The sequence below is a fragment of the Pseudorhodobacter turbinis genome (genome assembly GCF_005234135.1).
GTDB lineage: Bacteria > Pseudomonadota > Alphaproteobacteria > Rhodobacterales > Rhodobacteraceae > Pseudorhodobacter > Pseudorhodobacter turbinis.
The window spans coordinates 1,832,163-1,853,326 of the sequence record NZ_CP039964.1; the positions used below are offsets into that span (position 1 = coordinate 1,832,163).

Annotated in this window: 21 protein-coding genes; 8 read left to right on the forward strand and 13 right to left on the reverse strand. The window is 58.0% G+C overall.

Annotated features, from left to right (window positions below; translation table 11 throughout):
* Positions 1-30: 30 nt before the first annotated feature.
* From EOK75_RS08775 to EOK75_RS08790, 4 genes are all read left to right on the forward strand, one after another.
* Positions 31-1,875 carry an ABC transporter ATP-binding protein gene (locus EOK75_RS08775; protein WP_137193589.1) on the forward strand — a complete coding sequence of 615 codons (1,845 nt, stop codon included), beginning with the start codon at positions 31-33 and terminating at the stop codon, positions 1,873-1,875.
* Positions 1,872-3,092: a class I SAM-dependent RNA methyltransferase gene (locus EOK75_RS08780; RefSeq protein WP_137193590.1), complete on the forward strand. Its 1,221-nt coding sequence runs from the start codon at positions 1,872-1,874 to the stop codon at positions 3,090-3,092. Before EOK75_RS08775 ends, EOK75_RS08780 begins: the two co-directional genes overlap by 4 nt.
* Before the next feature lie 33 nt (positions 3,093-3,125).
* Complete coding sequence (locus EOK75_RS08785) at positions 3,126-3,911, forward strand: ion transporter (RefSeq protein ID WP_137193591.1); 786 nt, start codon at positions 3,126-3,128, stop codon at positions 3,909-3,911.
* Between the two features lie 88 nt (positions 3,912-3,999).
* On the forward strand, positions 4,000-4,500 hold the full coding sequence (locus EOK75_RS08790; protein ID WP_137194349.1) for a L,D-transpeptidase family protein: 501 nt from the start codon (positions 4,000-4,002) through the stop codon (positions 4,498-4,500).
* A gap of 17 nt (positions 4,501-4,517) precedes the next feature.
* Here the strand turns inward: EOK75_RS08790 and dalA are convergent, their stop codons facing one another.
* Positions 4,518-5,030: a divisome-associated lipoprotein DalA gene (gene dalA / locus EOK75_RS08795; protein ID WP_137193592.1), complete on the reverse strand. Its 513-nt coding sequence runs from the start codon at positions 5,028-5,030 to the stop codon at positions 4,518-4,520.
* Positions 5,031-5,190: 160 nt separating this feature from the next.
* Here dalA and EOK75_RS08800 point away from each other — a divergent pair, with 160 nt between their 5' ends.
* A complete protein-coding gene (locus tag EOK75_RS08800; protein WP_137193593.1) occupies positions 5,191-5,784 on the forward strand; it encodes a L,D-transpeptidase in 594 nt (197 codons plus the stop codon).
* A 124-nt stretch (positions 5,785-5,908) separates the two neighbouring features.
* Here EOK75_RS08800 and EOK75_RS08805 read toward each other — a convergent pair whose 3' ends face one another.
* Both EOK75_RS08805 and EOK75_RS20805 read right to left on the reverse strand, forming a co-directional pair.
* Complete coding sequence (locus tag EOK75_RS08805; RefSeq protein WP_137193594.1) at positions 5,909-6,157, reverse strand: hypothetical protein; 249 nt, start codon at positions 6,155-6,157, stop codon at positions 5,909-5,911.
* Between the two features lie 32 nt (positions 6,158-6,189).
* Complete coding sequence (locus EOK75_RS20805) at positions 6,190-6,333, reverse strand: hypothetical protein (protein ID WP_168199194.1); 144 nt, start codon at positions 6,331-6,333, stop codon at positions 6,190-6,192.
* Between the two features lie 183 nt (positions 6,334-6,516).
* On the opposite strand from EOK75_RS20805, the gene EOK75_RS08810 reads away from it, so the two are divergent.
* From EOK75_RS08810 to EOK75_RS08820, 3 genes are read left to right on the forward strand one after another with little or no spacing between them, the layout of a single operon-like run.
* The gene (locus tag EOK75_RS08810; protein WP_168199195.1) at positions 6,517-7,497 is read left to right on the forward strand and encodes a Bug family tripartite tricarboxylate transporter substrate binding protein; all 981 of its coding nucleotides are present in this window, start codon (positions 6,517-6,519) and stop codon (positions 7,495-7,497) included.
* Between the two features lie 3 nt (positions 7,498-7,500).
* On the forward strand, positions 7,501-7,941 hold the full coding sequence (locus EOK75_RS08815; RefSeq protein ID WP_137193596.1) for a tripartite tricarboxylate transporter TctB family protein: 441 nt from the start codon (positions 7,501-7,503) through the stop codon (positions 7,939-7,941).
* 16 nt (positions 7,942-7,957) lie between these two features.
* Positions 7,958-9,448 (forward strand): tripartite tricarboxylate transporter permease, encoded by a 1,491-nt coding sequence (locus EOK75_RS08820; protein WP_137193597.1) that lies wholly within the window; start codon positions 7,958-7,960, stop codon positions 9,446-9,448.
* A gap of 20 nt (positions 9,449-9,468) precedes the next feature.
* Here EOK75_RS08820 and EOK75_RS08825 read toward each other — a convergent pair whose 3' ends face one another.
* The 10 genes from EOK75_RS08825 to guaD all read right to left on the reverse strand — a co-directional run bounded on the left by EOK75_RS08825 (position 9,469) and on the right by guaD (position 21,141).
* Positions 9,469-10,614, reverse strand: a complete 1,146-nt coding sequence (locus tag EOK75_RS08825; RefSeq protein WP_137193598.1) for an iron-containing alcohol dehydrogenase — start codon at positions 10,612-10,614, stop codon at positions 9,469-9,471.
* Positions 10,611-11,993, reverse strand: a complete 1,383-nt coding sequence (locus EOK75_RS08830; RefSeq protein WP_137193599.1) for an aldehyde dehydrogenase family protein — start codon at positions 11,991-11,993, stop codon at positions 10,611-10,613. The genes EOK75_RS08825 and EOK75_RS08830 overlap by 4 nt, the downstream gene beginning before the upstream one ends.
* Positions 11,994-12,004: 11 nt before the next feature.
* Positions 12,005-13,366, reverse strand: a complete 1,362-nt coding sequence (locus tag EOK75_RS08835) for a glutamine synthetase family protein (protein WP_137193600.1) — start codon at positions 13,364-13,366, stop codon at positions 12,005-12,007.
* Positions 13,363-14,115: an N-formylglutamate amidohydrolase gene (locus EOK75_RS08840; protein WP_137193601.1), complete on the reverse strand. Its 753-nt coding sequence runs from the start codon at positions 14,113-14,115 to the stop codon at positions 13,363-13,365. The genes EOK75_RS08835 and EOK75_RS08840 overlap by 4 nt, the downstream gene beginning before the upstream one ends.
* A gap of 24 nt (positions 14,116-14,139) precedes the next feature.
* Positions 14,140-14,943, reverse strand: coding sequence for an inositol monophosphatase family protein (locus EOK75_RS08845; RefSeq protein ID WP_137193602.1), 804 nt, complete (start codon positions 14,941-14,943; stop codon positions 14,140-14,142).
* Between the two features lie 32 nt (positions 14,944-14,975).
* Entirely contained in the window at positions 14,976-15,734 is a 759-nt protein-coding gene (locus EOK75_RS08850) for a DeoR/GlpR family DNA-binding transcription regulator (protein ID WP_137193603.1), read from the reverse strand.
* A gap of 3 nt (positions 15,735-15,737) precedes the next feature.
* Positions 15,738-17,426: an ABC transporter permease subunit gene (locus EOK75_RS08855; RefSeq protein ID WP_137193604.1), complete on the reverse strand. Its 1,689-nt coding sequence runs from the start codon at positions 17,424-17,426 to the stop codon at positions 15,738-15,740.
* The gene (locus EOK75_RS08860; RefSeq protein WP_137193605.1) at positions 17,423-18,451 is read right to left on the reverse strand and encodes an ABC transporter ATP-binding protein; all 1,029 of its coding nucleotides are present in this window, start codon (positions 18,449-18,451) and stop codon (positions 17,423-17,425) included. The genes EOK75_RS08855 and EOK75_RS08860 overlap by 4 nt, the downstream gene beginning before the upstream one ends.
* 105 nt (positions 18,452-18,556) lie before the next feature.
* A complete protein-coding gene (locus tag EOK75_RS08865) occupies positions 18,557-19,564 on the reverse strand; it encodes an ABC transporter substrate-binding protein (protein ID WP_137193606.1) in 1,008 nt (335 codons plus the stop codon).
* A 275-nt stretch (positions 19,565-19,839) separates the two neighbouring features.
* Positions 19,840-21,141, reverse strand: a complete 1,302-nt coding sequence (guaD, locus tag EOK75_RS08870) for a guanine deaminase (protein WP_137193607.1) — start codon at positions 21,139-21,141, stop codon at positions 19,840-19,842.
* Positions 21,142-21,164 lie beyond the last annotated feature (23 nt).

A 21,164-nucleotide genomic window follows, 5' to 3' on the forward strand; every position in this document is an offset into this window, starting at 1 on the left:
GTTAGGTTCCGGGACGAATAAGGATTTGGGATGAGCATTGTCACACGCATCGGCGGTCTGATTGAGGCATTTCGTCCCGCAGAAGGCCCGCCCCCGCAAACGCTTGGCGCGTTTTTCCGTTGGTGCCTTTCGGGCAGCTGGCCAATGCTGTGGATCGCCGGCGTGCTTTCCGCGATTGCCGGCGGGATGGAGGTGGTCTCGGCCCTCTTCCTTGGCTGGGTGATTGATGCGGCCGTCGAAACGGGGGCCGAGGTGTTCTTTACCCAGCATTTCTGGCTTTTGGTTGCTTTCGTCGGGTTTTACCTGATCCTGCGGCCCTTGGCCTTTGCGGCCTCGGCTGCGTCCAATTCGATTATTGTGGGCCCGAATGTGCTGCCGCTTGTGCTGTCGCGGTTGCATCGCTGGACCTTGGGGCAGGCGGTGACGTTTTTTGACAATGATTTTGCCGGACGAATCGCACAAAAACAGATGCAGGCGGCGCGCGCCGTGACTGATGTCGCGACCGAGGTGATCAACACCGTGGCCTTTGCGCTGGCCTCGGTGATCGGGTCGATTGTGTTTCTGGTTGCGGTCGATTACCGCGTCGCGCTGGCGCTGCTGGCGTGGCTGGTGGCTTTTGTGTTCACCATCCGCTTTTTCATGCCGCGGGTGCGGGTGAACTCGGCGGCGCGAGCCTCGGCGCGGGCGATGGTTACGGGGCAGGTGGTTGATACGATCACCAATATCAAAACGGTAAAGCTGTTCGCCCATGCCGCGTTTGAGGATCGCGTCGCGCTGAAGGCGATGCAGGTGTTTCGTGACCGCTCGTTAGAATTCGGGAAAATCTCTACCCTGTTTCGCTTTTCGTTGATGACCTTGGCGGGGGCGCTGCCCTTGATGTTGATCGGCGGTACGATCTTGCTTTGGACAAGTGGCCAGACGACGGCGGGGGCGATTGCGGCGGCGGGTGCGATTTCAATGCGGATTGCGCAAATGTCGGGCTGGGTCAGCTTTACGCTGATGTCGATCTATACCTCGGTGGGCGAGGTTGAGGACGGGATGCAGACGCTTGCTGTTCCGCATACATTGGGCGACAATCCGGATGCGGTGAGCTTGCCACGGGTGAAGGGCGAAGTGACCTTTGACAATGTTACCTTTGCTTATGGTCGCAAGCGAGGCGGGGTGGAAAACATCAAGCTCACCATTCGCGCGGGCGAAAAGCTGGGGATTGTCGGGGCATCCGGTGCTGGTAAATCGACCTTGGTTTCCTTGCTTTTAAGGCTCTATGATGCCGAAAAAGGCGCTGTTTTGATCGACGGGCATGACGTGCGCGAGGTGACACAAGAAAGCTTGCGGCGTCAGATCGGTATGGTCACGCAGGAAACCGCGATGTTCAACCGATCGGCCCGCGACAACATCCGCTATGGTCGCCCCGATGCGGATGATGCCGATGTGATTGCAGCCACCCGCGCGGCCGAGGCGCATGACTTTATCGTCAACATGGTCGACCACAATGACCGCAAGGGCTATGATGCCTATCTGGGGGAACGGGGTGTCAAGCTTTCGGGCGGGCAGCGGCAGCGCATTGCACTGGCGCGAACCTTTCTGAAAGACGCGCCTATCTTGGTGCTGGATGAGGCGACGAGCGCGCTTGATAGTGAGGTAGAGGCCGCCATTCAGGCCACCCTTGGCCGCGTGATGGAGGGCAAAACCGTGCTGGCAATTGCGCACCGCCTGTCAACGATTGCCGAGATGGACCGCATAGTCGTGCTGGACAATGGTCGCATAGTCGAAGAAGGCAGTCATGAAGCGCTTTTGGCCCAAGAGGGGCTTTACGCGCGCTACTGGAGCCGTCAATCCGGCGGCTTCATCGGATCGGAAGAGGCAGCAGAGTGATAGTAACCATCGAACGGCTTGGCCATTTGGGCGACGCGATTGCACAGGGTGAAAACGGCCCGATTTTTGTGGCGCAAGTGCTGCCCGGTGAGGTGGTCGAGGGGGAGCTTGCGGGCAACCGTCTGGAAAACCCGCGCATCATCACGCCTTCGCCCAATCGGGTGCGCCCGCCGTGTATCCATGCGCGCACCTGTGGCGGGTGTTTGATGCAGCATGCCAATGATGATTTCGTGGCAGAGTGGAAAACCGATGTTGTGCGATCGGCACTGGCGGGGCAGGGGATTGAGGCGGTGTTGCGGCCGATCAAAACCTCGCCGCCTCTATCGCGGCGGCGGGCGACGCTTGCGGGGAGGCGCACCAAAGGTGGTACGCTTTTGGGCTTTCACGCGCGCGGGTCGGATACTTTGGTGGCGGTGCCGCAATGTCAGCTTTTGCACCCCGACCTCAAGGCCGCTTTCCCTGCGCTTGAGGCGTTGGTGATTGCCGGCGGGTCGCGGAAGACCGAACTGTCCTTGACGGTAACGCGCACCCTTGCGGGGCCGGATGTGGTGGTGACGGGTGGCAAGCCGCTGGACGTGGATCTGCGGTTTGAGCTGGCGCGTGTGGCCGAGGCCCATAACCTTGCACGGTTGACGTGGAAGGATGAGGTGATTGCCCTACGCATGGCCCCGATGCAGGCGCTGGGCCGTGCCATGGTCGCCCCGCCCCCTGGTGCGTTTTTGCAAGCGACCGAGGAAGGTCAGGCCGATCTGTTGGCTGCGGTGCAAGAGGCCGTGGGCAGTGCCAAGCGCATCACCGATCTTTTTACAGGTGCCGGCACCTTTGCCCTGCCCCTTGCCGAAAAGGCAGAGGTGCACGCGGTAGAAGGCGACAGCGCAATGACGGCGGCCCTCGATAAAGGTTGGCGCATGGCCGAGGGGCTAAAGCGTGTCACCACCGAGGCCCGCGATCTGTTCCGCCGCCCGCTGGAACCGGATGAGTTCAAAAAGGTGCAAGCCGTGGTGATTGACCCGCCACGCGCCGGCGCCGAGGCGCAGACCAAAACGCTGGCCGCCGCGCGCGTGCCGGTCATCGCCTTTGTTTCGTGCAATCCTGTCACCTTTGCGCGTGATGCGCGGATCTTGCTGGATGCGGGATATAAACTTGATTGGGTGCAGCCTATTGATCAGTTCCGCTGGTCTGCCCATGTGGAGCTTGCCGCCCGATTTAGCCTGTAAGCGGCGCATTGAAACTTGAAACATGAGTCCCCGATGACCTTGCGCCAGCGCGTTGCCGATCTGATCAATAAACCTGCCACCCAGCGATTTATTATCGGTGTGATTCTGTTCAACGCTGTGCTGTTGGGCTTGGAAACCTCGCAACCTGTCATGGATGCGTTTGGCCCGTTAATCCGGTCGCTGGATACGCTTTGCCTGACGATCTTCGTCATTGAGATTTTGCTCAAATTCTATGCCTTTGATTTGCGGTTTTTCAAATCGGGCTGGAATATCTTTGATGCGATTATCATTGGCATAGCGGTGCTTCCGGGGGCGCAATCGCTGTCGGTGCTGCGGGCGTTGCGGATCTTGCGGGTGCTGCGCGTTATCTCGGTTGCGCCATCGCTGCGCCGGGTGGTCGAGGGGTTTGTGACGGCGCTGCCGGGGATGGGCTCGGTCTTTGTGCTGATGGCGATCATCTTTTATATCGGGGCGGTGATGGCGACCAAGCTTTTCGGGGCGGATTTCCCCGAATGGTTCGGCTCCCTCGGGCAATCGGCCTATTCGTTGTTCCAGATCATGACGTTGGAAAGCTGGTCGATGGGGATCGTACGCCCAGTGATGGAGGTGTTCCCCTATGCCTGGGCGTTTTTCGTGCCCTTCATCATGGTGACAACCTTTGCTGTGGTGAACCTTCTGGTCGGCCTTATCGTCAACTCCATGCAGGATGCACATAACGAGGCGGATAACCTGCGGACCGATGAATACCGCGATGATGTGCGCCAGCGTCTGATGCTAATTGAGCAACATTTGGCAAATATTAACCGCGATAAGAAATAGTGAACACGGCTGAAGTCGCTGTGCCTTAAATGCAAACCAGCGTAGAGGGTACGAAAACCTGCGATGCAGGAAAAACATGAGGCATATGATGCGGGCGCTAAAACTTATTGCGGCACTCTTTGTGGTTTTGGGCCTTGTGGCCTGTGGCGGTGATCCAAAGTTCCGGACCTATAATGGACCAGAAGTGACCAAGGTTGTGGTCTATAAAGACGCGCGCAAAATGCAGCTATTCCACCACGGAAAAATTCTGAAAACCTATGACATGGCGATGGGCTTTGCCCCTGAGGGCCATAAACAGTTTGAGGGTGACGGCAAAACGCCGGAGGGGCTTTATTATATCGACCGCCGCAATCCGCGCAGCCGGTTCCACCTGTCTATCGGGATCAGCTATCCCAACAAGGCCGATATCGCCTATGCCAAAGCCCGCGGCAAAGAGCCGGGCGGTGAGATTTTCATCCACGGCAGAAGTGGCTATAACGGTGGGAACAAGGGTGACTGGACGTGGGGTTGCATCGCTGTGACTGATCGCGAGATGGAAGAAATCTACTCCATGGTCCGCGACGGAACCCCGATCCACATTTACCGCTAAGGGGGTAAGACCGGCGCTTAGGTGCCGGTCACCATTGTCCACCAGATCTTGCCGTTCTGCTCTTGGAACCATGCAAAGCCGACCTCGGTGGCCTTGGGGTCCATTATGACCTCACGTGTGCTGGGCTCGGCCATCCACGCGGACAGCGTTTCAAGTTCTGTTTCAAATGTTTCAGAGATATTCTCACCAATCAGATGGCCGGTGTAGCCAACGCGCCTTACGCGGTCCAAGGGCGATGACCCGTCAGATCCGAAATGCCACGGCCGGTTCTGCACCGACATATCGCGTGAATGGGTGGCCGCGGCGGCGTTCAGCTGGGCATTATATTGCAGCGGAACAGCCCCTTTGGCCGCACGCAACGCATTGACGGAATCAAGCAGCCGGAAGGGGATTTTCGCCTCTTGCGCGCTGTTAATGGTGTATACTTGCGACAAGGGTCGGCCATCGGCACCCACCCGGATCTGGTTTCCCGTCCCACATGCGGCAAGCGCAAAGGATGAGCAGATGACGATAACTGATAAAGCTTTCATTTCAATTCCATTCGGTGCAAGCCACACGTGTCTTTAGCGGTTTGCACAAGCATGAGCAAACGCAACTCTGCGTGACTTGGCTGATCAACAGGTCTGTGATTTGAAAAAGACACCAATAAGGGTTACTTTGCCCAGCAGAAACGTAAAAGGAGTTCGTCGGATGAAAACCGTCCGCGCCATCAATTTGAACCGTCGTACGCTTTTGGGTGCGGCCACTGCCGGTTTGGCTATGTCGGCTGTTCCCGGATTTGCGCAGGATGGTTCCACCGAGTTTGAGCCCCAGAGCACAACACGCAACAACATCTCCAGCTTTCGGATGCTGGATTGGCAGCCCTATTTCTCGGACACCAAGAACGGGGCGGTTTTGGTTGATACCAGATCACGCGCGCTTCATTTCTGGTCCGAAGACCAGTCCACCTACAAGCTTTACCCGACCTCTGTTCCGCTGACCGACGATTTGACGCGTCTGGGCCGGACCGAGATTACCAAAAAAGTTGTCGGCCCGACATGGCGGCCAACACCGGAAATGAAAAAGCGTAACCCCGAGTGGCCGGATGTCGTTGGGCCAGGCCCGGAGAATCCGATGGGCACTCATGCGCTGCATCTGTCGTGGACCTACTACCGCATTCACGGCACGCATGACACGCGCAAGATTGGTCGGCGGTCCTCAAACGGTTGTGTCGGGCTTTATAACGAACATATCGCCCAATTGTTTGAATTGACCAAAGTTGGAACGCAGGTTCTGTTGATCTAGGACTGTTTTCGGCCTTTGGCGCTGTGCCGCCAAAGGCCGTTATTCCAAAAGAACATGCAGCGCTGTGGCGGGCAGCGACAGGCGTACCATTCGCCAAGTTTAAAGATGCTGCTGTATGCGCCGTTCAACTACGGTTCGGTGTACGCCACCTCGACCATATCCGTTCCTGTTTTTCCAGCGCGGCAGTCTTGAGCGACTTCAGACGCGTGCCAAAAACGGCATTCTCGAAGATGCTCAGGTGTGGAAAGATCGTGTAATATTCGAACACTATTGTCGTATCACGTCGGTTCATATGCCTGTCACAGCCCGAGGGGCCAAGCAGCGTGACCAGCTCCGCCGGTTCGATATCAAAGCTGACGTTGCTGACGGCCAAGACCGGCTGGGCCGTGATGTCATGCTATACTTTCACCGAAACGGAAGGCGGGGCATCCGTTCAGCCCCCACCTGAATGATGACGATGGCGACAAGAACAATGCCGAACGCAGGCCCCGGCGATAGAAAGACCATGTCCACATCGACACCCGTGGCATCGGTAAAGTCCTTGGGCATCGTTTTAGAGTTTTCCCCAAAACGCTGGAATACACCGGAGGCCCATGCCTGAATGCGGCTTTCGGCCCTGTTTATGGCGTGTTATTCAAACGCAGGCATTGGCTTGCCATGCGGCGTGTTTTCGACGATCTTGCGCGGCATAGCATTTCTTTGTTGCCAATTAATTTTTCGAGGGAAACTGATATGACCATTTCGCGCCGAGCGGCCCTTATTGGCGCTGCTGTTCTAACGCTTGCAACACCTGCTTTGGCGCAAGATGCTGCATGGCCAAGCAAGCCGCTGCACACCTTCGTAGGGTTCCCTGCAGGGTCGTCGCCGGATCTTTTGGCGCGCATCGTGACCGAACCCTTGGCCGCCGCACTCGGCCAGCCGATCGTGATTGAGAACAAGCCCGGCGCGGGCGGTGTGATTGGCATCCAGCAAATGCTGAACGCCAAGGATCAGGATTATACCTTTGGCACGACGATCAACGGGCCGATGACAACAGCACCGCGTATGGTGCCGGATCTTGGCTATGACGTCGCCGCGGATGTGGCCCCTGTTGCCATGATCGCAACCTCGCCGCTGGTTCTTGTGGTTGCCGCCGATTTCGCGGCCGATGATCTGGCAGGCTTTGTTGCCGCTGCGGGTGAAGAGCCCGAGGTGGTGAGCTATGGCTCGGTTGGCAAAGGGTCCGGCGCGCATCTGACCGCCGAGCTGTTCTCGGATCGGGCCGGCGTCGAGATGCTGCACATCCCCTACACCTCCTATGCCGAAGTGACGACCGCGATTATCGGGGGTGAGATCGACTCCGGCTTTATGGCGCCATCGGCGGCCATGCAATATGTCGAGGCGGGCACCTTGAAGATCCTTGGCATTACCTCGCAGGCACCGTTTGATCAGGCGCCGGGTGTGCCGGTCATGGCCGGTCAGGCCGGGCTGCCCGACGATTTCCGGGCCGAGCTGTGGAACGCTTTCATCGCGCCGGCCGGAACGGATGAGGCGATCATCAACAAGCTGAACGCCGACATCAACGTGATCCTTGCCGATCCTGCCGTGCAAAAGCGGTTGGCGGATATGGGCTGGCAGGTTGCGGGCGGTACGGCTGCGGAACTGCAACAGCGGATCGTCGAAGACACCGCGATCTGGGGCACGGTTCTTGACCGGATCGACACGAAAAACTGATCTATGAAGCGTGATATCCATGATCTGGCCGGTGGTGCCATTCTGGCCGCCATCGGCCTGTTCGTCGTGATTTATGCGGCGGTCCATTATGACATGGGCTCTGTGCGGCGCATGGGGCCGGGGTTTTTCCCTGCCATGCTTGGTGGTGTGCTGGCGATTCTTGGCTTGATGATCGCCATTCCCGCTTGGGCGCGGGCGGGTCAGGAAACCCCGATCGCATGGAAAGAGGCGGTTGCAGTGCTTGCAGCGCTTCTTGTTTTTGCGGCGGGGGTGGAACGTGGCGGGCTGGTGCCGGTGACTGTTGCAACGGTTCTGATCGCCTCGATCGCGGCGCCGGACCGCAGGCTTGGCTGGCGGGTTTTGCTGGCGTTGGTGGTTACCTTGGTATCGGTTTTGGTATTTCACTATGGGTTGCGGATGACCGTTCCGCTGTGGCCGTCATAACAATAAGGGGCCGGGCATGAGCGGTTGGGAAGGTTTTCTGCACGGGCTAAGTGTTGCGCTGCAACCGGAGGTCTTGATCTATTGCGTGTTCGGCGTGGTGCTGGGCACATTTGTCGGCGTTTTGCCGGGGATTGGCGCAATGGCGACGATCTCTCTTTTGTTGCCGATCACCTATTACCTTAGCCCCGAAGCCGCGCTGATTATGCTGGCGGGGGTTTACTACGGGTCGCAATACGGCGGCGCGGTGGCCTCTATTTTGCTGCGCTTGCCGGGGACGCCGCAATCGGCGGTGACCACGCTTGACGGCTATCCCTTGGCACAGCAGGGGCGGGCGGGCGTGGCGCTGTTCACCTCGATGACCTCCAGCTTTTTGGGGTCGTTCTTTGGCATTGCTGTGCTGATCGTGCTGTCGGGGTTTCTGTCGCGTGCGGCGACGGCCTTTGGCGCGGCTGATTATGCGGCGATGATGATCCTTGGCCTTGTGGCGGCCTCGACCATCGGGGCAAAGCATCCGGCCAAGGGGCTGGCCATGGTTGTGCTGGGATTGATCCTTGGCTGTGTCGGGACGGATGTGAATTCCGGCGCGCAACGTTTCACCTTTGGGCAGGCAGAGCTGATGGACGGTGTGAACCTTGTCGCCTTGGCGATGGGGCTGTTTGGCGTGGCAGAGGTTATCGCCAATATTCAGGTGGCCGAACGCACCGGCGTGCCGCGCCGCATTGCGATGCGCGATCTGCTGCCCAGCCGCGAAGAGCTGAAGCGCATTCCTTTTCCAGCCCTGCGCGGCGCCAGTCTTGGCAGCTTTTTCGGTGCACTTCCAGGGACAGGTTCCACCATCTCGTCCTTCCTTGCCTATGCCACGGAACGCCGTATCTCGCGTCATCCCGAAAAGTTCGGCCATGGCGCGGTTGAAGGTGTCGCAGGCCCCGAGGCGGCCAATAACGCCGCCGCTATCAGCGCCTTTGTGCCAACGCTAACGCTGGGCATCCCCGGTGATCCGATCATGGCCTTGATGCTGGGCGCGCTGGTTATTCACGGGGTGCAGCCCGGCCCGCTGATGCTAGAGGCGCGGCCGGATATGTTTTGGGGGCTGATCGCCAGCTTTGGTATCGGGAACCTGTTGTTGCTGATCCTGAACCTGCCACTGATCGGTATTTGGGTGTCGATGTTGCGCATCCCGTTTCGCTGGCTTTATCCTGCGATCCTGATCTTTGTTTGCTTGGGCGTTTATTCGGTACGCGGCGCGCCCTTTGATATTTTTGCCGTCGCGCTGATTGGGGCTATTGGTTACGCGCTGTCGCTGGCGCGGTTCAATCCGGCGCTGTTGTTGCTGGGGTTTGTCTTGGGGCCGTTGATCGAAACCAACCTGCGGAGGGCGTTGTTGATTTCCCGCGGCGACCCGATGATTTTCCTAGAGCGCCCTATTTCAGCCGTCTTTGTGGCGGCGATTGTGGCGTTGATCTTGGTGTCCGTGGTGCAGGCCATGCGGCGTGTGCGACCAGCCTGAAGGCCGGTCGCACAGTTTTCTTACAAGCAAGCCTCGATCAGTTTGCGCGTATTTTCCGCGGTCATCGTGATGGGGTTGCCGCCGGTGCTTGGATCGGCCAAGGCGTCCTTTACCAAACGGTCGATGTCAGGATCCTTGACGCCCAATTCGGTCAGCGTTTTCGGAATTGCCATCGACGCGTTCAGATCATCGACAAAGGCACAGAACCCGTCAAAGCCCCCCGCAATCCCGAGATAGGCCGACGCCGCGTCAAAACGCTCGGCGATGGCGCTGCGGTTAAATTGCAGAACGGCTGGCATGCAGACCGCATTCGTGGTGCCGTGATGGGTGTGATAGATCGCACCGATGGGGTGGGAAATCGCATGGATCGCCCCCAGCCCTTTTTGGAACGCAGTAGAGCCCATGGCAGCCGCGCTCATCACATGTGTGCGTGCCTCAAGATCGGTGCCATCGGCATAGGCGCGGGGCAGGTAATCTTTGATCAGGCGCATCCCTTCCAGCGCGATGCCTTGGGACATCGGGTGGTAATGCGGTGATGAATAGGCCTCAACGCAATGGGCAAAGGCATCCAGACCGGTTCCGGCGGTGATGAACTTGGGCATGCCGACCGTCAGCTCGGGGTCGCAGATGACCTGAACGGGCAACATCTTGGGGTGGAAGATGATCTTCTTCTCATTGGTTGCCGAATTGGAGATGACGCTGGCGCGCCCCACCTCGGACCCGGTTCCGGCGGTTGTCGGCACGGCCACAACCGGATGGATGCCGGCAGGATCGGCGCGGGTCCACCAATCGCCGACGTCTTCGAAATCCCACAGCGGGCGGGTTTGTCCGGCCATGAAGGCCAGAACCTTGGCCAGATCGAGCCCCGATCCGCCGCCAAATGCGATCACACCATCGTAACCGCCATCGCGATAGAATTTCAGCCCGACCTCGACGTTTTTGTCCGAGGGATTCGGATCAACATCCGAGAACATATCGTCACACAGACCGGCATCCTTTAGAATTGCCCGTGTCTTTGCCGTGATTTCCATGCCGGCAAGGCCCTTGTCGGTCACCAAAAGCGGTTTTGTGATGCCAGCGGCACGGCAGGCCTCGGCGATCTCGGTAATGCGGCCGGCACCAAAACGGATTGCTGTCGGGTAGGACCAGTTTCCAATGAGTTTCATGACGTAGCTTTCTTGAGGTGGTATGATTTTGGACGTGTAAGGTTGTGATAGCCGATCAGCGACAGACCGCCGCCGCGCCCGGTATTCTTGCATCCCGTCCAGCACAGGCCGGGATCGAGGTAATCGGCACGGTTCATGAACACCGTCCCTGTTTCCACTTGGTCACCGACCGCTTGCGCCCTGTCGATGTCCTTGGTCCAGAGAGAGGCCGTCAACCCGAACTCGCTGTCATTCATCAGGCGGATGGCCTCGGCGTCATCCTTGACGGGCATGATGCCGACAACGGGGCCAAAGCTTTCATCGCGCATGACGCGCATGTCATGGGTGACATTGGTCAGGATTTGCGGCGTCAGATAGGCGCCGCCGTCATCTTCGGCAAAGGTCTCGATATGCGCCTTGGCGCCAGCCGCCACGGCCTCATTGATCTGGGCGCGCACCTCGGTGGCAAAGCGCAGGTTGGCCATCGGGCCGATCGTGGTGTCCTGATCCAGCGGATTGCCCAGCTTGTAGCCGTTTACAATGGCCACGGCCTTGGCAACGAAATCATCAAACAGGCTTTCATGCACATAGATCCGCTCAATCCCGCAGCAGCATTGCCCCGAGTTGAACATCGCACCATCGATCAGCGTCTCAACCGCCGCGTCAAGATCGGCATCCTCCATCACATAGCCGGGATCTTTGCCGCCAAGTTCGGTGCCAACACCGGTAAAGGTGCCCGCCGCGGCGCGTTCCATCGCCTGACCGCCACCGACCGAGCCGGTGAAATTAACGAAATCAAACGCATTCCCCGCAATCAGATCATTGGTTGTCGCGTGGGACAGATAGAGGTTCTGGAACACATCCTCAGGGATGCCCGCCGCATGGAAGGCCTGTGCCATACGCTCGCCCACCAAAAGCGTTTGGGTGGCGTGTTTCAGCATCACGGCATTGCCCGCGATAAGCGCAGGGGCCACGGTGTTGATCGCCGTCATATAGGGGTAGTTCCACGGGGCGACGACAAAAACCACACCATGCGGCAGGCGCTTGATGTAACGTTTGAACTGCGCGTCTTCGCCCACAAGGATATCGGCCAGCGCCTGGTTCGCGATGTCGGCCATATAGGAGGCGCGTTCCTTGAAGCCGCCGAATTCGCCGCCATAGCGCACGGGACGGCCCATCATTTGCGCCAGTTCTGGCACGATCTGGTCGTTCATATCACCGACCGCCGCAACCGCCGCCATGACCAGCGCGATGCGGTCATCCATAGGGCGCGCGGCCCATGCTTTTTGCGCAGCCCTTGCACGGTCGACAGCCGCACGGGCGGCGTCAAGCGTCAATGTCTGGCGCGTGGCAAACACCGATCCATCAATCGGCGAGATACATTTAAGTGTTTCAGTCATGCTAGCCTCATTCATACCCGTTCAAATCCGCGTGCGATTTCCCAATCGGTAACGACGCGATCAAATTCCTCGATCTCCACCTCGGCGGCGCGCGCATAGTGATCGACAACATCATCGCCCAATGCCTTGCGCAACATCGCAGATGCAAGCAGAGTTTCGCGTGCATCGCGCAAATTTCCCGGAATCATGCCGGTGTCGCCTTGATAAATATCCCCGGTGGCGGGTGCTTGAAGGCTCAGCTTTTCCTCAATCCCCGCGATGCCCGCAGCAAGCATCCCCGCCATCGCCAGATAGGGGTTCATATCCGATCCCGGAATCCGGCATTCAACCCGGATCGCCTTGGAGTTTTGTCCACACAGGCGGAAGCCTGCGGTGCGGTTATCCACCGACCAGATGACCCGTGTTGGCGCAAAAGTTCCCTTCATGAAACGCTTGTAGCTGTTGATATAGGGCGCCATGAAATAGGTATAATCCGGCGCATATTTCAGCAGGCCGGCCATATAGTGTTTCATCAGCTCCGACATGCCCAGATCGTCGCTGTCATCGGCAAACGCGGGCTTGCCATCTTTCCACAACGACTGGTGAACATGGCTGGAGCTGCCGGCCTTGCTTTGGTGCCACTTGGGCAGGAAGGATGCAGCGTGGCCCTGTTGCCAAGCGATTTCCTTGACCGCATGTTTGGCGATGCTGTGATATTCTGCCGTTTTCATCGCATCGGCGTATTTGATGTTCAGCTCTTCCTGACCGGCCTCGGCCTCACCTTTGGTGCATTCGATCGGCAGGCCCGCATCCCACAGATGGTTGCGGATCGGGCGCATCACATGCTCTTCCTTGGTGGTCTGGAAGATGTTGTAATCCTCATTATACACCGAAAGCGGTGCGAGATCACGAAAGCCGGATTTGCTGATTTCTTCATAGCTTTTCTCGAACAGGAAAAACTCCAGCTCGGTCGCGGTCATCGCGTCAAAGCCCATCTCGGCCAAGCGGGCCACCTGTCGTTTCAGCATGGCGCGGGGGGAATGGGGGACCTCTTCATGGGTGTTGTGATCCAGAATATCACAAAGCACCATCGCGGTTGCCGCCAGCCATGGCACCGGACGCAGCGTGGTCAGGTCCGGCTTCATCACATAATCGCCATAGCCCCGTTCCCAGCTGGTAGAGGCAAAGCCGTCAGGCGTCGACATTTCCAGATCGGTCGCCAGAAGGTAGTTGCAGCAGTGGGTTTCTTCCCAAGCGCTTGCCACAAAATGCCCCGCGTGAAAGCGTTTGCCCATCAGTCGGCCCTGCATGTCCACAAAGCAAACCAGCACTGTGTCGATTTCGCGTTTGGCGACGAGGTCCTGCAAGTCATCAAAGGTCATTTTGGCGCTCATTTTTGATTCTCCATATTGGTCAGTTTTTCTATTGCCGGGATCAAGAGGGTCAGGATCTCATTTGCGATTGTTTCGACGTTTTCGTCAGTCGTCAGCAGGTCGTTGCGCAGCTCAAGCATGACATTTGGGCAGCCGCGCGAAACTGCGTGTTTTTGGAGCGAATGGGTTACGCCATCATCGGGGCCATAGGGTTGGTTTCGTTCGACGACACGGTGCGGCAATGCGGCCCGCTGTTCAAGCATAAGATCGACCAGACGGCTGTCCTTGTCGTGCAGCAGGCCCAGCTCTACCTTGCGGTGCTGGCCGAAATAGACCGGCGTAAAGGAATGGACCGTGACGACGATTGTACCTGCATCCCGCGCATCCAGAACTTTGGCCACAGCGGCGCAGAAGGGGTCGTAAACCTCGGCGACGCGCTGGGCTTTTTCGGCGGGGGAAAGATCTGCGTTCCCCGGCACTTCGATCAGCTCAGATTTCACCGGTGTGGCGCTTGGTGCTTCTGGCGGGCGGTTGCAGTCATAGATCAGTCGCGACACTGTAGAGGCAACCAAGGGCGCATCAAGATGCTGGCTCAGCCGTTTGGCAAGGGCCAGCGCGCCGGGGTCCCATGCGGCGTGGCTTTCAATATCATCCGCCGCCAGCCCCAGATCGCCAAAGACTTCGGGAAACCGGTTAGAGGCATGTTCACAGAGCAAAACCACGCGGCTCTTGCCCTCGGGGTTCACGACATCAACTGCGGATTCGGTCATGGTGTTTGCTTTCTCTTGCATGGTTCAACCGTTCAACAAGGCCAAAAGCGCGCGGTGCAATTCCGGCGTTGCCGCCGCAACCACCGCCCCGTCCGAGGACAGGTCAAGCGGCTTGCCTTGCCAGTCCGTCATAATCCCGCCAGCAGCCTCGATAACAGGGGTAAGTGCCAGATAGTCATAGGGTTTAAGATCGAAATCCACCACGGCATCAACATGCCCCGCCGCCAGCAAGGCATGGGGATAGCAGTCATAGCCGAACCTGCAGTTTTTACCCACTTTCAACAGCTTTGACAGGGTTTCGGGATGATCTACAATCATCTTGTCGCCCTCATTTATATAGAGGGTGCAGTCATCGATATTGCGTTGCTCGGATACTTTGATCGGCTGGCCGTTGCAGGTGGCCGGATGCCCGACGGCCCCGCAGTAAATCTCATCCAGCATCGGCATGGATATGATGCCGGCCATTGGCATGCCCTTTTGCATATAGGACAGCAACATTCCGAACAGCGGATTGCCCGAGATGAAAGAGCGTGTGCCGTCAATCGGGTCAATAACCCAAAGGTTTCCGGTCAAATCACCGTCAACGCCGCTTTCTTCGCCAAATATCCCGTCTTGGGGGTATTTGGCCGCAATGGCCTGTTTCAGGTCGCGTTCAATCATCTGGTCAATGACGGTGACGGGGCTTTCATCCTCTTTGAACTCCACATTATTGTGCTTGCGAAAGAACTTGCGGGCCGTTTCGCCCGCCGCCCGCGCAAAGACTTCACCATCCGCCAAAATCTGGCTGAGGCGGGTATCGTTTGCTTGAGGGGCGGTTGGGTTGGTCATTGATCTTCTCCTGATCTTTTATGCTATGGGCGTTAGACAATAATGGTTGTGCGGGTGTTCTCGAATGCGGCGATCTGTTCGGGTTGCGCCAGACTGTCTGTTACCAGCGTGTCGATCTGGGCGGCCTCGCAAAACCGGACGCGGCTGGTTTCGCCAAGCTTGCTTCGGTCGCACAGAATGACGGTTTCGCGGGCCTGCGCCACCATTGCGCGCGCGACCTCGCTTTCCTTGAGGTCAAAGGAAAAAGCGCCCTCGGTGGCATGGGCGGCAACGGGTGCGATAAAGGCCAGATCCACCTTGAAGCGGGCAATCTCTGACAAGGTCAGCTCTCCATAGGTGGCGGGCACATCCGATACGATTTGCCCGCCAAGCAAGATCAGGTTTATGTCCGCGCCGGCCGCCCGGATGGTTTGCGCAATGTCGATCGAATTGGTGATCACCATGATCCCCGACAATTTGGCCAGCACAGTGCCGAAAACGCTGGTCGTCGTGCCGGCATCCACCATGATCGATGCCCCCGCCGGAATAAGGGACACGGCTTTGCGCGCGATATCTTGCTTGGCGCGGTGATGCGCGCTTTTGCGGGCCTCGAACGGGGCCTCGCTTTCCTTGCGGGGCAGGACCGCGCCACCATGGACGCGGTCCACCAGCCCGCCGCTTTCCAGCTCCAGCAGATCACGGCGCACGGTCTCGCGGGAAACGCCAAGCAGTTCGGCCAGCTCATTCGCGTTGACCTGCTGGCTGCTTTGCAAAAGCTGCAAAATGCGCTGGTGGCGTTCCTTGAACCACATGGCCTAGCCCTCTTTCGGCATTTGCGGCGACCGCGACAGCAGGGTAATCGCAAGCTTCATCCCGCCCAAGGCAAGGCAGACAACCGCCATGACGCAGGTGGAAAACGCCGCCGCCTGCGATGTCAGCCCCGCATCATCAAGCCGCATAATCGTGACAGCCGCCACATCCAGCTTGGCCGTGGTCAAGAACACAACCGCCGAAAGCGTCACCATCGAGCGCATGAACAAAAAGAAGAACACCGCCGCCAGCATCGGTGCCACAAAGGGCGCGATCACATTCACCGCCGTGCGGCCAAGCCCCGCGCCCAGCGTCGTCGCGGCCTCCTCTAACGCGGTTGGGAACTGACGAAAGCCGGTCATCACGGTCAGGAATGCCTGCGTGTGATAGTGATAGAAGTTGATGATCCCGATCAACGTGGCCGTTCCGTAAAGCAGGTAAAGCGGCGTGGATGTGGAGTTGAACGTCAGGATATAAGCCAGACCCAGCACAATGCCTGGCACCGCCGCAGGCATCGCGGCCAGAACCTGAACCATCTGGGACACCCCGCCCGACAATCGCCGCAAGCCCAATGCCATAAGAAAGATCAGGAACGTCCCGCCCGCCGCAGTCCCCAGCGAAATCGCAATGGTGATCCAGAGCGAGGCATAGCCGCCCGCCAGCGTAATGTCGAAATGCTTGAAGGTCAGCGATTGGTTATAGGGCCAGAGCTTGACAAAACTGGCATAGATTACGACGCCGATCACCGACAGGATCATCGCCACAACCGCAAAACAGGCAGCCGCCATCGGGATGTCGCGCTTGGCATAAAAGCTGGGCACGAAGCGCTGCACATTGGTTGCGTGCCGCCCCTGTTGGCGTTTCATCGACTGGCGTTCAATCACATAGGAAATGACCGTGGGCAACAGCAGCATAATGCCAACAACCGCGCCCATGTTAAAGTTTCGCAAGCCGATCACTTGGGTGTAAATCTCGGTCGCAAGCACAGAGTAATCCCCGCCAATCACCGCCGCATTGCCGAAATCGGTGATGGTGATGATAAAGACAACAAAGGCACTGTTGAGCAGGGCAAAAAAGATCGCGGGCAGGGTCAGGTCTCGAAACTGGCGGATCGGTTTGGCGCCCATCACCTCGGCGGCCTCATAGGTGCGGGCATCCAGCAAAACCAGTGACGCCCCGATGATCATTACCGCCTGCGGTAAGGCATAAAGCGTATTGGCGATCAAAAGGCCCCAAAAGCCGTAAATATCCACCTCTGTCCCGATCGCGCGGCTGACAAGCCCGTTGCGGCCCAACAAAAAGATCAGCCCAAGTGCTTGCACCAGTGAGGGCGCCAGCAGCGGCAGAATGATAACACCGCGGATCAACCATTTGCCGCGAAAGGCGCAGCGGTGCAGGCCGTGCGCGATGATAAAGCCCAGAAACACGCTGACAATTGTTGTGGCAACACCCATCGCCATAGAGTTCTGCGTTGCACGCCAAAACCCTTTGGATGCAAGCACCTCGGCATAGTTGCCCAACCCGTAGCTGCCGTCGGCGGTGGTGATGGACCGCAAAAATACGGTGGCCATCGGGTAAAGGAAAAACAAGGTTAGCCCGATCAGCGGGATGACCACGCAGGCGGCCGCCAGAACCTTGTCACTGTCCAGACGCATCCCGCGCTTGGCGGCGGCCTTGGTTGATGCGGCGGTCATTCCGGCACCTCATAGCCATCATTGACAACCCAAGTGCAATCGGACGGCGAAATCTGAAGCGCAACGGTTTGCCCTTCCTTTAGGCGTTGGGGGCCATGCGCCTCTACCATCATCTCACCAAAGACGCTGTCCAGCTTGTAGCGCGTCAGATTGCCAAGAAACCCGGCAGAGCGGATGGTGGCGCTGCCTTTTGGATCGGCATTGATCTGGATTTTCTCGGGGCGGATGCAGGCGTCAAATTGCGCGTCGGGGGCATCGGGGCGCTGTGACAGCAGTGCCGGCATTTCCCGGCGGATAAGATCGGTTGAGATCAGGTTACTGACCCCCATAAAATCCGCGACAAAGCGGGTGGCGGGGCGGTAATAAAGATCCTCGGGGGTGCCCGCCTGCACCACGACACCGTGGTTCATGCAGATGATCTTATCGGCCAGCGCAAGCGCCTCTTCTTGGTCGTGGGTGACCATAAGCGTTGGAATTTGAAGCGTTCTTTGCAACTGCCTGATCTCATCGCGCAGGCTGCTGCGTACCTTGGCGTCAAGCGCCGAAAGCGGCTCATCCAACAGCAGGACGCGTGGATCAACGGCAATCGCACGCGCAAGGGCGATGCGTTGCTGTTGCCCGCCCGAAAGTTGTCCGGGAAGTTTATCTGCAAGGTGGGGCAGCTTCACGATCTCTAGCAATTCAGCGACCCGCGCGTTGATCTGGGCAGCCGGCGCGTTGCGGATTTTCAACCCATAGCCGATGTTTTCGGCAACGGTCATGCTGGGAAACAACGAGTAGGATTGGAACACGATACCAAACCCGCGATCCCGCGCCGGCACGTCCGACAGGATTTCATCCTCAAGCAAAACCTCGCCTTCGTCGATGTCGGTCAGCCCGGCGATCAACCGCAGCAACGTGGTCTTGCCGCAGCCGCTGGGGCCAAGCAGGCAGACGAATTCACCCTGCTCGATCGAAATGGAAACATCGTCCAAGGCCGTAAATGTGCCGTAGCGTTTGGTGACGTTTTTGACAGTAAGATACATGTCCGTATGCCCCGGAATTAGGCGTTCAGAACGGGGTTCTGCACGGGTACTGGATTGGTTGGCGAAAAGGGCTGCGGGATATTCCCCCGCAGCCCGTGTCGTGGATCAGCGGCCGAATTTCTCGCGCCACTCTGCCTTGATCTCATTCTGACGGCCGGCGGATTCAACGAAATCCACAGGGGCCAGCACGGTAGAGATATCAGCAGGCAGCCCGGCGTTTGCTGCGGCTTCTGAGGCCTCTCCGCCGGCGACGGTTACAAGTGCCTTATGCTTGCGAAACAGCGAAATAGCCCCGTCCGACATTGTCCAATCCAAGAAGCGTTTTGCCTCGTCTTTCTGGTCGCTGCTGGCCAATACGCCCGAGGCTTCCAGTTCATATCCGACACCTTCTGACGGAAAGACCATGGCCAGCGGATAGCCTTCCTCGATGGATTGCATCGCAGTGAAGGCAAGCGAGATACCAACGGTGTATTCCCCCGTGCGCGCCGATTTGCAGGGCTTGGACCCCGAAGAGGTGTATTGCGCCATGTTCGGATGAACCGAGTCCAGCAGCTTCCAGCCTTCTTCTACACCCAACGCTTGTAGAACCGCGTTTACATGCAGATAGCCGGTGCCGGATTCATTGGGGTCGGGCATCAGGATTTCATCCTTGAATTCCGGCGCTGCCAGATCGGCCCAGCTTGTCGGCATCGTTAGCCCTTTGTCTGCCAGCCGCGCCGTGTTGACGCAAAACGCCCCCATATATCCGATCTGCGCGAACCAGCGGCCATCCGCATCCCGAAATTCCGGCGCAAGCGTTTCAGTGCCGGCAATTTCAACCGGTGCCATTAGCTCCAGCACCTGCGGGTCCATCATCGCGGTGACAGCCCAACCCCAGATCACATCAGCCTGCGGGTTGCCCGCCTCGGCCAGCAATCTTGCGCCAAGCTTGCCAGTAGACAAGCGCAGCACGTCAATTTCCAGATCGGGCATGGCCGTTTTGGCCGCATCAAGATAGATCGCGACCTCTTCTTCCTCAAGCGCTGTGTAGATTGTCAGCGCGTCGGCAAAGACAGGTGCCGCAGCACAGATTGCGATTGCCGAGGCGGTGAGTTTCAAAATTTTATTGTTCATTTTTGGGTTCCCTGTTCGCTCGTTTTTTTACAGTGAGGTCACGGGAAGTGCTTTGCGTGTTGCAAGGCTTGTTCCCCGTAAACGCCACAGTTCTTTTCAACCCGAATCAGTCGCTAATTTGGGTATATTTATGTTTTAGTGTATTTTTGTGGTTTTGTGGTAAATAAAAATTATTACTTATTATCATATAGATAGACGGGTTCGCCTAGTTTTTAGCCGCAAATAGGATGGGTTGGGGGCATCAACCGGGCCGAAATCCAACCCGGGTGCTGTAGTTATGACGCGGTTTCTTTCTGCGGCTGCCCTGCGACATAGGTTTGAACAATCGCGCGGTCATCGCCCATCATCTGCAATACGAAAAGCTCTTCGTTCAAAGTCTCGGCGCGTTCCATTCGCAGGGCCATGGCGGGGGTGGCAGCTGGATCGAGCACGACGATATCCGCCTCTGTTCCGGCGTCGAGCGTGCCGATCTTATCGGCCAGTCCCAACACCTCGGCGTTGCCGCGCGTGATCCAGTGAAAAGCCCGCAAGGCATGCAAGGTCTGGTTTTGAAGCTGCAACACCTTGTAGCCTTCGTTGAGGGTTTGCAGCATGGAATAGCTGGTTCCCCCGCCAATATCCGTGGCAATCCCGCTTTTGATCCCGCGGGCGCGAAGACCGGCATCATCAAACAATCCGCTGCCCAGAAACAGGTTCGAGGTGGGGCAGAACACCGGATGTGCGCCACTTTGAGCGATTGCGGCGATCTCTCGGTCCTTCAGGTGGATGCAGTGGCCTAAAAATGTGCGCGGGCCAAGCAGCCCGTGGCCCTCATAGATGTCGAGATAGTCGCGTGCATCGGGATAAAGGGCGGCTGTAAATGCGATCTCGTCATGGTTTTCCGATAGGTGGGTTTGGATGTAGCAATCGGGATGTTCCGCCGCCAGCGCGCCGGTCATTTCCAACTGCTCCGAGCTGGAGGTGATCGCGAAACGCGGGGTGATGGCATAGGAGGCGCGGCCCTTGCCATGCCATGCCGCGATCAGCTCTTTACTGTCATCATAGCCCGATTGCGGGGTGTCAAGAACGGCATCGGGGGCGTTGCGATCCATCATGGTCTTGCCGCCAATCATCCGCATGTTGCGGGCTGCGGCCTCGGCAAAATAGGCCTCTGCCGAGGCTTTGTGGACCGAGCAAAACGCCATGGCCGTGGTGGTCCCGTGATCGGTCAGCATGGTGCAAAACCGCCCGGCCATGGCGCGGGCGTGTTGGGCATTGGCGTATTCGGCCTCTGCCGGAAAGGTGTAATTGTTGAGCCAGTCAAGCAGTTGGGCGCCCCAGCTTGCAACGACCTGCACCTGTGGAAAATGGATATGCGTGTCAATAAAGCCGGCCATAAGCAGTTTCGGGCGATGGTCGATAACAGGGGTATCGCCGCTGGTTTGCGCAACCTCATCATATGTGCCCGAAGCGGCGATCATACCGTCGCGCATCAAAATGGCACCATCCTCGATATAGCTATAGGCACCGGTATCCTCGGGGTCTACGGGCTCATGGTGGAAGGTCAGGATGCGTCCGCGCAAGAGGGTATCGGTCATCGGGTAACTACCTTTGTGGCATG